Below are 12,058 nucleotides of genomic sequence, written 5' to 3' on the forward strand. Positions count from 1 at the left end.
ATAATCATATCGCCTTTTTTGAAAATGTTACATGAAGAATAGCACATACTCCCAGTTTTTTCGTATTTTAAGATAAGGGCTTACTAGACGAATGGAGGTAACGTATGAAGATTGCATTAATAGCGACTGAAAAACTCCCTGTTCCCGCAATTAAAGGAGGAGCCATCCAGATCTATCTGGATTCCATTGCCCCGCTTATTGCACAAAAACATGAAGTGACAATCCTTTCAATTCAGCATCCAGATCTTCCTGAAAATGAAACGAGAAATGGTGTTCATTATATACGTTTTGCACAAAGCGAATATCTGTCTTTTCTCGGGGATCATTTAAAGAATACAAAGTACGATGTGGTTCACCTGTGCAACAGACCAGCCTGGATTCCTGCCCTGCATGCCCAGTCGCCGAATACGAAATGGATTTTAAGTGTTCACAATGAGATGTTCGCGGTAGAAAAAATGACGGATGAAGAGGGCAGAGCCTGTATTGCAGCCGTTGCTCAAATCGTAACGGTCAGTGATTATATTGGCCGTACCATTACAGACAGATTCCCTGAAGCAAAAGGGAAGGTAAAAACCGTTTATTCAGGTGTAGACCTGCAGACTTATTTTCCCGACTGGACGCAGGAAGGCAGAAGGCTCAAGGAAAAAGTGCGTTCTGAATTAAATCTGAAGAATCAGAAAATCATTTTATTTGTAGGACGTTTAAGTAAGGTAAAGGGGCCTCATATCCTCCTGCAGGCAATGCCTAAGATCCTTGAAAAACATCCTGATGCTGTTATGGTTTTCATTGGCTCGAAATGGTTTGGCGACAATGAAGTCAACAACTATGTCAGACATTTATATACACTCGGGGCCATGTATCCTGAAAATGTTCAATTCATTCAGTTCGTTCAGCCTAAAAATATACCCACTCTGTATGCCATGTCAGACATTTTTGTATGTTCATCGCAATGGCAGGAACCGCTGGCACGTGTTCATTACGAAGCGATGGCCTGCGGTCTTCCAATCATTACAAGCAACCGCGGGGGTAATCCCGAAGTCATTGATGAAGGCAGAAACGGTAAGGTTATCAATAATTTTGAAGAACCTCTTGCTTATGCTGAAGCCATAAACTCCCTGCTTGACAGCTCTGGAAAACGTAATGAAATGGGAAGATACGGAAGATCAAAAGCAGAACGTGAATTCAGCTGGAACACAGTAGCCGGGAATTTACTTAGAGTTTATGAAAATGGAAGATAGAAAGGGTGAAACATCTTGGATACAGAACTAAACAAGTATGAGCTCCAAATGAATATCCTAAACTTGTACCCTTTTGATGTGCAGTCGATAACCCTTTTAACCAACAAAAGCGGGCGTACGACTTGGAAAGTAGAGACGGGTCAGGGTGTGAAGATTTTAAAGAGAGTTGTCATGAAGCCTGCAAGGATGCTTCTGATTGCAGAAGGACATGAGCATCTGCAGGACAATGGTCTGCCGATTGCAGGCATACACCGCACAAAAGCAGGAGCAATCTGTGTCGGAGCTGATAATTCAGCATATGTCCTGTATGATTTGCAGGAAGGAAAAGAAGTGCTCTATTATGATAAAAAACAAATGCTTCAAATCATGGAGTTCATTGGAAAGTTCCATCAAACCTCAGCAGGCTATATGCCGGATGAAATGAGCAAAAAAAGAAGCCGTCTCGGCAAATGGCATAAATTATTCAGATGGAAGCTGCAGGAACTTGAAGGAAATAAAATGCTCGCTATAAAATCGGATAAAGAAAACAATCTTCCAGCTCCGGCTGTCATCGAACCTGATGCAGAACAAACATGGCTTCAGGATCCCTTCTCAAAAATGGTGATTGAATCAATTGATGAAATGATTCTCCGCGGCAAGCAGGCTCTTCTGGAACTTGATGAAGGGCATTATGAGAAATGGTCTCTGGAATGCCTTGAATCCAGAATGTTTTGCCAGCAGGATTTTACCCTTGCCCGTTTTATTGAGACGGAAGAGGGGCTTGCTATGAAAGAACTGCATTCGATTACATCCGATCTTCCATCAAGGGACTTACGGGTTATTTTAAATAAAGTGCTGAAAAAAATGTCAGTCTGGGATACTGAGCTTGTCATTGAGCTATTAAGAACATATGACAAAATAAATCCTCTTACAAAAGATCAGTACAGGGTTTTATGGACAGATTTGAAGTTTCCTCATTTATACTGTTCGATTGTTCATAAGTATTTCCTCGGTCAAAAAACATCCTGGTCAGATGAGAAATATATATGGGCCCTGCAGAACATTATTTCTGTTGAGCAGTCAAAGCATGAATTTTTAACTGACTTCGATGGGTTATTTTCAAAAATTAAAGCATAAAGGAGGGTGAGCAAGATGAGTATGAATCACTCTGAATTCAGTGAAATTCCAAAAGTGGAACTAGTGAACTTTTCATTTTCTCCTCCTGGTCCGATGGGATGGAGCTCAGCTGAATATGAAACGATGCTTGAAGATCCAGAGACTTTCTTGTCAAAGTATAAAGTACGGCATGAAGAGCCTGCAACTGGAAATATAGAGCTGGTTGAACTGCCAATTAAGAAACGGAAGCTCCAAGTAACTAATCTGAATGTAGAGCCATTGAACGAAGAGGTGCAGGAAATCGTTCAACTGCCGGTTCAAGAAATACTAGAGACAGCAGAAGAACCTGCAGTAAAAAAAGGGAAAAAGTCTAAGAAGGTGAAAAAACAGCAGATTGCATCTGAGCCTGCAGCTGAGATGCCGAAATTAGAGGTGCAAGAGCCTGCTGCATTAGCTGAAGCTGAAGAAATGCTCCCTGCAGCTAGGCTTGAAACGAAACAAGAACAGCAGGCGGAGGCATCAGAACCGTCATTAACCGAATCTTTAAAAGTTGCCGGAAGCAGAGATAAACAAGTTTACAGCTATGACAAATTAATTGATATATTTAATGGAGTCAACTCGGATTCCAATCAATCAAGCAAAAATCAAGATCGAACAGCGCTTCGCTTTTCCTCAAGAAAATCAAAATCAGTGTCTTCGACGCGCAAAAACAGAATCATATTTTTAGATTAAAACAATGAAGTTTGGATATCAGCTAGCTGATATCTTTTTTATTATTAGATTAATAAGCCGTCCCTAAATGAAAAGAACCAGCCATTCAGCCGGTTCTTTTAAGCATTTAAATAGATTTGCTCCAATTTTTCTGCTGTCTTTAAAAATGAAAAATTCATTTCAGCATAAAGGCGGCCATTCTTCCCCAGAGCTGCAGAGAGTGCAGTGCTCGTAAGCAAATCTGAGATATGTGCTGCAAATGCCTTTGGCTGATCATACTCTTTGATAACATAGCCATTCATTTCATCGATAATGACTTCTGAATTTCCTCCTCGATCTGTCGTTATGATTGGAAGACCGGCTGCCATGGCCTCGTAATGAATTCTCGCCAAAGGTTCATGCCATTGCGAGCTGCATACGAGCATATCTCCCATGAGAAGTACATTTGGTATTTCTTCAGAAGGTATATATTTTGTAAATAGGATATGTTTTTTTAAAGACTCTGATTCATCGTATAAGTACTGAACATATTCATTTATTCCATTTTCACTGAACCATTTTCCTCCGACAATGACCAAAACGGCGTCAGGGTGCTCTTTAATGACTTCCTCCATCGCTCTTATTAAAAGGTGGGGTCCCTTAGTCCGGCTTAATCTGCCGATAAAAAGGATCACTTTTTTATTTTGCAGTCCGTACTTATTCCTCCATAAATCCTTAATTTTGATGCCTTCAGGAGACCCGCTTGGATAAAACTTTGAAAAATCAACACCAGAGTATACAACATGAGTTTTTTCTTCTGCCTCCGGATAGCGGACAGTGACAGTGCGTTTAATGTATTCACTCACTGTTGTGATTGCATCGCAGTCTTGAATGGCTGTCAATGCCTGATTGGGTTTTAGTTTTCTCGTTGAGAACATATCGTTATGCAGGCTGAGAATCAGTTTGCTGTCTGGGGAAGCCTGTTTATATCTCCAAATTTCGTTCGGGCGATTAAAAACATGAATATGTGTAAAAGATTTTTCCTTTAGATTATGTGCTGTCTCCTCATGAAAGGATGACCTTGGAAAACGAATATATGAAATGCCATTTTCAGTATTTTCAGCAGGTAGAAGAGGGTCTGTAATCGAATAAATTGTGACGCTGTACTTTTGGCTGAAATAAGGGGAGATGCCGTCCAGCATAAGCTGAATGGCACCTCCTTTCACAGCTGGTGCGGGGAGTTTTTCCGTGCAGATAAAAGCGAGATTCATGGCGATTCTCCTTTTAAAATGACCTTCATATAGTTAAATTCTTTTATAAGCCCTTCGCTAAGGGAAATATCAGGTGAATAGCCTAACACCCTCGCTGCGTGAGAGATATCTGCATGAGTGTGTTTCGGTTCTCCGATAGCTGCATCTAAATACCGAATGACAGCTTTCTTTCCTGTAATTTTTTCCATTTCACTTATGATTTCATGAATGGCTGCTCTTTCCTTTCCGCCGATGTTAAAAATTTTTCCGATGGTATTCTCTGCGTTCATGACAGCGGCTGTTCCTTTAACGCAATCATCAATGTACGTGAAATCACGGGATTGAGTGCCGTCGCCAAATAGAGTGAGCGGCTGATCCGTTAGAATTTGTTTAAAGAAGCGGTGAAAGGCCATGTCCGGCCGCTGTCTTGGACCGTACACGGTAAAATAGCGCAAAATCGTAACAGGAACATTAAAGTTCTGATGATAAACGGAGCATAAATGCTCGCCTGCAAGCTTTGTTACCCCATAAGGCGAGAGCGGATCGGGCATCGCATCTTCAGAGACCATTCCATGTTTGTATCCATAAATAGACGAGGTGGAAGCATAGATGAACTTTTTGAGACTTACAGACTTAGCAGCCTCCAATAAACGCTGTGTAGCAAGGATATTATTTTCAGTATAAGGGAAAAAATCCCTTCCCCAGCTTGCTCTTACTCCAGGAATACCTGCAAGGTGATAGACGATATCTGCTTTTTTCAGGAGGTCGGCACAGTCAATATTCATGATTGATTCTTTAATCAGCTTAAAGCGAGGATGAGGCAGCAGATTAGATACGTTTAAATCTTTCAAAGAGCCTGGTGTGGGACCGATAAAGCAATCAATCCCGATAACTGTATTTTCTTCTTGTTCCAGCAGCTTTTCGCATAAATGAGAGCCAATAAATCCAGCGCATCCTGTCACAATAATTCTCATAGTCGGCCAACTCCAATATAATCTAAATCAGCATTCCTGATGAGAGCAGGATTAAGACAATTTCTTGCATCGATTACTGCTTTGCCTTTCATAATATGCCGTACCTGCTTCCAGTCGAGGCCGATGATTTGCTTCCAATCCGTAGCGACAACAATTAAATCTGCATTCAGAATAGCTTCATAAGGAGTCTCAGTCTGCTCAACCATACTGAGCTCTTTTGGCAAAGCTGCTTTGGGATCATAAGCAGACACTGTACATCCATATTCATGCAGTTTTTTAATGAATGCAACAGCTGGGGATTCCCGGATATCATCTGTATTTGGCTTAAAAGAAATGCCAAGAACGGCAATTTTCATAGAGGACAGAGCCGGAAACAAAGCTTTTATTTTCTCAAAATAGACGTTGATTTGTGTGGCATTTACAGATTGAACAGCATCCAGTATGAGCGGCTGCAGCCCGTTATCTTTAGCAGTAAAGCTTAACGCTTTTAAGTCTTTTGGAAAACAGGAGCCTCCGTACCCAATGCCTGCCTGCAAAAAAGAATGGCCAATTCGCGCATCCAGGCCGATCCCTTTAGCTACATGTGTTACATCCGCGCCAAAAAGTTCACAAACCCGGGCGACTTCATTTATAAAACTGATTTTAGCAGCTAAAAATGCATTAGAAGCATATTTAATTAATTCTGCTCCAGCATAATTTGTTACGATGACGGGCGCTTCAATTCCTTTATAGAGTTCATTTAATTTACCAAGTAAATCCTCGTTTTCTTCCGCTAAGCCATAAACGATCCGATCAGGAAACTTCATATCATGAAGAGCTGATCCTTCCCTCAAAAATTCCGGATTTGAAACAAGATCAAATAGGGAAGGCTGATATCCTTTTTCTTTCAGAAATTTCAGGATTGCGGCATTGGTGCCCGGAGGAACTGTACTTTTTATCATGATTATTTTATAGGAAGCGAGATGGTCCATCACATCAATCATCGCTTTATAAAGAAAGCTTAAATTAGAGCTGCCATCCGGCAGGGACGGTGTTCCTACTGCCATAATAATGATTTCTGTATTGCTTAAGCCTGATGAAAGATCGTCAGTAAAGCGGAGCCTGCTTTTATTTTTCTGGACGCAATCTTCTAAATCAGGTTCAAAAATTGGAATAGAGCCGTTCTGCAACGATGCAATCTTATCAGTGTCCTGATCGATGCATGTAACGTGATGACCAAGATCTGAGAGAACTGCTGCAGTTGTTAAGCCAACATAGCCAGCGCCAATCACGCAAACATTCATAGTAGAAACCCCTTTCTAAACACCATCTCCCATAGCCTATTATGAAACAAGCATGAAAGGTTACAGCTGATGAGAAAAAACTCATAAAAGGGCCTTTTCACAGGGACAAATTACATTCAGGGCATCTTGTGAATAGGCTACAACATAAAAAAATGAAGAGCGGTGAGGTAGAAGAATTCTTATCTTTACCTTGAGCAGAGGAGTGAATCTTCTCAGATGGAAACAATTGCGCATTATTTAATGGAAGATGTGAAAATCAATCAGCGCTTTATATATAATCAAATGGTTTATCAAGGGCAGTACCGCACTATTGTAATCGGTCCATTTCAAAGGAAGCAGGACACGGATTTCCCCTTAGATTCTTTTTATAATATAAATGAGATTCCGGATCTGAATGCCTTTTTTAAAGAACAGAGGGTAGCAGCCATTCATGCACATCATGGCAAGCATGCCGTTGATGTCTTTCCGCTTGCTATGCAGCATAACCTTCCATTTATAGTCAGCATCCGCGGTTCTGACGGTTCAGCACAAAGCGAAGCGCTGTATAATAGAAACTTTTCGCGCTACCGTTCAATTGTCAATCATGACAGTTTATTCGTGCCGGTTTGTGAATATCTTGGAAATGAGCTTCTGAAGCTTGGGGTTCCAAGCAGCAAAATAAATGTTCTGTATGGAGGAATTGACCTGGATGTTTTTCCATTTCAAGAACGACGCAAACCTGCTGATGGGGAATTTGTCATCATTTCAGTCGGAAGACTGGTTCAAAAAAAGGGGCATGATATACTGATACGAGCTTTTAAGTCGGTCCATGAAACATATCCGAATATTAAGCTTAAAATCATCGGAGGAGGAAAGGAGAGAGCTAATCTCGAAGCGCTGATCGGGGAACTGCATCTAACGGATGCTGTGTTTTTATTAGGAAAAATGAGCTTGTTTGATATAGCTGAAGAACTGAAAAAAGCACACCTCTTTTGTTTGCCGAGTGAAATAGCCCAAAACGGAGATGTGGAAGGCATTCCAAATGCTATTAAAGAAGCGATGGCGATTGGTCTGCCAGTGATATCAACCAGGCATGCAGGAATACCTGAGCTAATCTCTCATCTTCGCACAGGCTATTTAATTGAAGAAAGAAATGTTCAGCAGCTCTCGGACGGAATTGAATCATTCCTCCGTTCACAAGAAACATGGAGTGACTATACCCATGCTGCAAGACATGTGATTGAAGAACAATTCGACTTGAAAAAACAGCTGATTAAGCAGCATGAAATGTATGAAAAATTTCTTAAGAGGAATTGGAAATAAACGCAGAGAGAAATCTGCGTTTTTTTCTGCTGCCGTTAAGAAAAGCCCAAGTGCCTTGGCAAGCGCAGGCATGGAGGATCCATTCAGTCTGAGGATTATGGCGCCGAGTGCGGCTATCTTTCTTACCCAATAAAAAAACACCTGACTAGGTGCCAAAGTAATTGCTGTTTGCATCCATGATAAGCTGAGGAACCTCATGCAATCCCTCTCTTTTTAAAAAGGCAAGCAGCTTCTCTTTTTCCTGCTTCGTGACATTCCAATCTGATGGGATTTCTGCGAGAATTTCCCAAATTTCCTCTTGCTTTACATTTCTCATTTTTTCACTGAAATCATAAAGCAAAAAGGGATCCTTAAGAAGAGAACTAGCCCATTTGTATACAGGCATGTTAACGCGGTAAACAGGCTCTTTAGAAAGGGTTTCTTCATTCCATTCATACATGCCCGGAAAACATCTGCCATGATCAATCATCCAGAAGAAATAGGTTCCGTTTTCTTTTTCTTCAAACAGTATATTTGTCCGGCTGCGGTCATTGTTGTTCACCCACTGATCAAACACGAGCATTCCCGCCAGGTCCTTCATATTTACCAGGTTTTCTTTTTGCGGAGGCATCGCAAGCTCTGCATAAGATTTTACATTTGTCAGATATGGAAAAGCCACATGATTACCTGGCTTATATGAGGAATAGCGGTATGGAGGTATATCTGCCAGAGAGTCTTCAGGAATATGAACAACCTTAATAGGCAAACCAGGCAAATCAAGAAGATGGGCAAGCTTTGCTGTAAGCCATTCATTTACGATTTCCCGTTTGCGGTATTTCCTCACCATATGAAATTTAACCACATAATGATTCCCATCACTGAATAAAAACAGCTGGGCATAATTTCCTTCCAATGTTTTTAAGTATTGTACTGGCATGATCTCTTTATCTGACAAGAATCCATCCCCCTCATACTAGGTAGAGCTTTTATCTACAGCTATTTACTCATCCTCTCCTTCAACAGCATCTTCACTGAGCGGAAGCTCAAGTCCAGTAATTTCATCTAAATGGAAAGTAACGAGTTCTCCTCCATTTTCATAAAAACGGTCGATGATAAAAGCTGCTGTTTCATCTTTTGAATTGTATGATTTGAAGGCAGCTTCATAATGAATTTTTTCCCCGAGATGAACATTTACTTCATCTCCCTCTGTTAATCCGGCCAATTTTTGTTTTATATTATTTGATTCTTCAAAGTTAAAAAAGATTACTTTTCTCATAATATCCTCCTTCGATGCTTCATTTATTAAACAGTATATGTAACACCTCCCCAGAAAGTATGGATATTTAACCAGTAAACGCGAACTTCAGTCATAAACACCCTGACCTTTCATAAAATGTATCATTATTCAATGCAGAGAAGGAGAAATATATGATTGGATGGATCGACTTTATCTTACTGTTTTTAGCGAGCTTCAGGCTTACCAGATTGCTTGTTTATGATAAAATAACAGCTTTTATCAGAAGGCCCTTTCATAAGGAAGCAGAAGAAGTTTTACCGGATGGAAGCAAATTTTCCTATATTGAAATAAAGGGAGAGGGGCTGCAGAGGTGGATCGGCGAATTGCTCAGCTGTTACTGGTGCACGGGTATTTGGACTTCTGCCTTTCTGTATATTATTTTCATTAACATGCAGGACCTCGCCTCTCCGCTAATACTCATACTGGCGATCGCAGGCTGTGCAGCGATTCTTGAATCTATCATTGAAAAATTAATCTTCTAAAAAAAGAGTCTATGCCGCTAGACTCTTTTTTGTATTCTTTGCACATAATCCTTGGGGCGGGCTAAAAAGAGTATTTTTCCTGTCTGGTCCTTATCTGTCTTCCTGCGCTAAACGGGCGGCTCCGCTTTTCTTTATTGTCCAGCTCCGCCTCCTAGCCCCTCGGCCAGAACAAATTCCCCCAAAAAGTCAAACATGGACTTTTCGGGTGAATTCTTATCTGTCTGCCCGAGTCTGATCAGTCGGCTCCGCTTTTCTTTATTGAATCGAAATTTTGTTTAACGAGGGCACTCCTCTCTGCAGTTCTTTGGTGTAAACAAAGCCATTTACGGTTATGGGACGGCTGTCTGGTTTTGGGAAGGATATTTCGAAACTTGAGAAAACTAGATGATCATTTGGTTTAATTGGTGCATCGCTTAAAGGCTGGAGCCAGTATTGATTGTCGCTGCGGATTCGCTCACGCCAATTTTCATGGACGTGTTTCCAATGATTATTTGCAGCATCTTCGTAAACTTTTGTATCATCCATTTTTCGCTGCAGGATGATTTTTCCGCTTAATGATCCAAAGAGAAGCGGTGTAATTTGTATACAGATAATCGGCTGATGCAGAGGCTGATTGCCGGTATTTTTTATGATGAAGTCTCCAAATACAGTCAAGTTGTCATCTTCTTCCTGAGGAAGGAGGATGGAAGCCTGAAAGTGGGCGCTTGCTTGCACAACCGGTTCTATGACAGCTGGTTTTGCCTGATCTTCCTGCATCAGTATTTTTTTGCGCAGATCAGCTGTCCGTTTTTTTTCTTCCTCAAGAGCGACTTCCAGTGTGAGCACTTTTTTCTCAAGCTTAAACACCTCTTTTTCAAACTGATCGGTGTGGGTATGGAGTGCTTCGTTGAGTTTTTCCTGCAAATACTGATTCCGGATGAGCTCTTTCTTTACTTGATTTTCTGCATCATTGACAAGCTGCTGCATACGGCTTAGTTCAGAACGGTAATGCAGAATTTGCTGCTGCAGCTGAAGAGAGCGCTCACCGGAATTGGGCTTTTCTTGCTTTTTCATTTTTGCAGCTCCTTTCTGAACTCCCTAAAGCATATGTATGAAGGAAAGCATCAAATCATTTCTTGGTACCTGCATATAAAACAAAAAAATAAGAGGCTGTATGTGATAACAGCCATCTTAGTTTAATTAGTGTACTGGGAAGATTTCAGGGCATTGCGGCGGGAATTTATTGTTGTCGCATGCATTGATTGCTTCTGTTAACTCTTCACGCGGCTTGCAGATTTTAGCTTCAACTTCTAGTTTCACGTCAGCTTCCATTTGGATATCTAAGCAGAATGAAATGGATACATCAAGTTGTGAGAACACGTCTGTGCAAACTAAAGTTGCATCGCACTCAAAGAAGTTAACATGGCAGTCAAGTTCAGTTCCTTCTGGGGCACAAAGGATGAATGTTTGAGCTGTAGCAAACGGAATTGGTTTTGATTCACAAATAACCATGTCATTTGCATCTAAGAGTTCAACTGTTACAAAGCCTTTAACAAGAACTTTTACTTTCTGCAAAGTAACTTCGTCCCCGTTTGGAAGGTTTACTGTTACATCTTGTCGTTTGTCAACCGGTGAAATCTCCATGCAGAGAAATGACTTGCTTTTCTCGTTTGGATCAATGCGATCACCGTCTTTATCACTTAGGAAGCAGTTTACTGTTACGTCTCTTGTATGACCCTGTTTCTTTAAGAACCTGCAAATATCGTCTGTTTTGCCGTCGCAGTCAAATATTTTATCTAATTCATTATCGTTCACACTGATTAGAGGCAGCTCTACTGGACGTGTAACCCAGTCGTAAACTTTACGCGTCTTAATACAAACTTTTTCTTTTCTAGATTGACTCACTGTTGTTTTCCTCCTATCTTAATTTCTCCCGTCCAATTTAATGAACAGATACATTAGGTGTCGGGACTAATGTATAGTATGTTTTTTCCCAATTTGTGTGCCGTGATATGAGCGGAATTTTAGGTGAATGTCAGTTTCCTGCATAAAACCTCTGAAGGCTGAATCTCTTAGTAGTAAGGGAATAATTTAATATATGGATGGGAGAGAGGATTGTGACAAATCAACAGACAGAAAACGTAAAAGCTCTAAAAGCGCGGATCTCTTACTTGCAAAGAGAACTTTCACATACGCGGGCCCAGCTGCTGGATTATGAAGAGGATGGTTCTTACAATGAACTGCGCAGAGAAAATAAAGAACTAAAGGCAAAACTCAATCATCTTGAAGGAGAAAATCTCGTTCTATTTGAATTGCTTACAAAAACTAAAGATGCAAAAGAAAAAACAGATTCTGCGCAGGAAGATAAATATTATGACTCATGGTTTATCAGCAACCTGAAAAATCAAGCTTCAAAAGATGACGATAAACCGAAAGAATAACATACTCTTAAATAAATGACTTACCAGGTGTCCCGCTTTTAATTTTAG

At 40.7% G+C, this 12,058-nt stretch carries 13 protein-coding genes; 6 read left to right on the forward strand and 7 right to left on the reverse strand.

The features are described 5' to 3' along the window. Positions 1–104 precede the first annotated feature (104 nt). Genes QLQ22_RS06190 through QLQ22_RS06200 form a run of 3 tightly spaced genes read left to right on the forward strand, consistent with a single transcriptional unit; the run spans position 105 to position 3,065 of the window. Positions 105–1,238 carry a glycosyltransferase family 4 protein gene (locus QLQ22_RS06190; protein WP_223440446.1) on the forward strand — a complete coding sequence of 378 codons (1,134 nt, stop codon included), beginning with the start codon at positions 105–107 and terminating at the stop codon, positions 1,236–1,238. Positions 1,239–1,286: 48 nt separating this feature from the next. Next, on the forward strand, positions 1,287–2,354 hold the full coding sequence (locus QLQ22_RS06195) for a CotS family spore coat protein (RefSeq protein WP_420828859.1): 1,068 nt from the start codon (positions 1,287–1,289) through the stop codon (positions 2,352–2,354). Between the two features lie 15 nt (positions 2,355–2,369). Then, entirely contained in the window at positions 2,370–3,065 is a 696-nt protein-coding gene (locus QLQ22_RS06200) for a hypothetical protein (protein WP_284016224.1), read from the forward strand. A gap of 98 nt (positions 3,066–3,163) precedes the next feature. On the opposite strand, the gene QLQ22_RS06205 is transcribed toward QLQ22_RS06200, so the two are convergent. Genes QLQ22_RS06205 through QLQ22_RS06215 form a run of 3 tightly spaced genes read right to left on the reverse strand, consistent with a single transcriptional unit; the run spans position 3,164 to position 6,530 of the window. After that, the gene (locus tag QLQ22_RS06205; protein ID WP_223440449.1) at positions 3,164–4,294 is read right to left on the reverse strand and encodes a glycosyltransferase family 4 protein; all 1,131 of its coding nucleotides are present in this window, start codon (positions 4,292–4,294) and stop codon (positions 3,164–3,166) included. Beyond that, positions 4,291–5,247: an NAD-dependent epimerase/dehydratase family protein gene (locus QLQ22_RS06210; protein WP_284016225.1), complete on the reverse strand. Its 957-nt coding sequence runs from the start codon at positions 5,245–5,247 to the stop codon at positions 4,291–4,293. The genes QLQ22_RS06205 and QLQ22_RS06210 overlap by 4 nt, the downstream gene beginning before the upstream one ends. Continuing rightward, entirely contained in the window at positions 5,244–6,530 is a 1,287-nt protein-coding gene (locus QLQ22_RS06215) for a UDP-glucose dehydrogenase family protein (protein WP_252208242.1), read from the reverse strand. The genes QLQ22_RS06210 and QLQ22_RS06215 overlap by 4 nt, the downstream gene beginning before the upstream one ends. A gap of 216 nt (positions 6,531–6,746) precedes the next feature. Here QLQ22_RS06215 and QLQ22_RS06220 point away from each other — a divergent pair, with 216 nt between their 5' ends. Next, on the forward strand, positions 6,747–7,832 hold the full coding sequence (locus tag QLQ22_RS06220; RefSeq protein WP_223440452.1) for a glycosyltransferase: 1,086 nt from the start codon (positions 6,747–6,749) through the stop codon (positions 7,830–7,832). A 145-nt stretch (positions 7,833–7,977) separates the two neighbouring features. Here QLQ22_RS06220 and QLQ22_RS06225 read toward each other — a convergent pair whose 3' ends face one another. Together QLQ22_RS06225 and QLQ22_RS06230 are read right to left on the reverse strand one after the other, a co-directional pair. Further along, on the reverse strand, positions 7,978–8,766 hold the full coding sequence (locus tag QLQ22_RS06225; RefSeq protein WP_284016226.1) for a HipA family kinase: 789 nt from the start codon (positions 8,764–8,766) through the stop codon (positions 7,978–7,980). Positions 8,767–8,811: 45 nt separating this feature from the next. Further along, complete coding sequence (locus QLQ22_RS06230) at positions 8,812–9,087, reverse strand: hypothetical protein (protein ID WP_223440455.1); 276 nt, start codon at positions 9,085–9,087, stop codon at positions 8,812–8,814. A gap of 152 nt (positions 9,088–9,239) precedes the next feature. On the opposite strand from QLQ22_RS06230, the gene QLQ22_RS06235 reads away from it, so the two are divergent. Beyond that, complete coding sequence (locus QLQ22_RS06235) at positions 9,240–9,590, forward strand: DUF1360 domain-containing protein (RefSeq protein WP_223440456.1); 351 nt, start codon at positions 9,240–9,242, stop codon at positions 9,588–9,590. Positions 9,591–9,845: 255 nt separating this feature from the next. Here the strand turns inward: QLQ22_RS06235 and QLQ22_RS06240 are convergent, their stop codons facing one another. Both QLQ22_RS06240 and QLQ22_RS06245 read right to left on the reverse strand, forming a co-directional pair. Then, positions 9,846–10,643: a hypothetical protein gene (locus tag QLQ22_RS06240; RefSeq protein WP_223440457.1), complete on the reverse strand. Its 798-nt coding sequence runs from the start codon at positions 10,641–10,643 to the stop codon at positions 9,846–9,848. 126 nt (positions 10,644–10,769) lie between these two features. Beyond that, a complete protein-coding gene (locus tag QLQ22_RS06245) occupies positions 10,770–11,474 on the reverse strand; it encodes a BMQ_0737 family morphogenetic spore coat protein (RefSeq protein ID WP_223440458.1) in 705 nt (234 codons plus the stop codon). A 212-nt stretch (positions 11,475–11,686) separates the two neighbouring features. Between QLQ22_RS06245 and QLQ22_RS06250 the strand changes: the two genes are divergently transcribed. Then, positions 11,687–12,010 carry a hypothetical protein gene (locus QLQ22_RS06250; protein ID WP_284016227.1) on the forward strand — a complete coding sequence of 108 codons (324 nt, stop codon included), beginning with the start codon at positions 11,687–11,689 and terminating at the stop codon, positions 12,008–12,010. Positions 12,011–12,058: the final 48 nt, after the last annotated feature.

Origin of the sequence: Metabacillus hrfriensis (assembly GCF_030127205.1) — a bacterium.
GTDB lineage: Bacteria > Bacillota > Bacilli > Bacillales > Bacillaceae > Bacillus_P > Bacillus_P dongyingensis.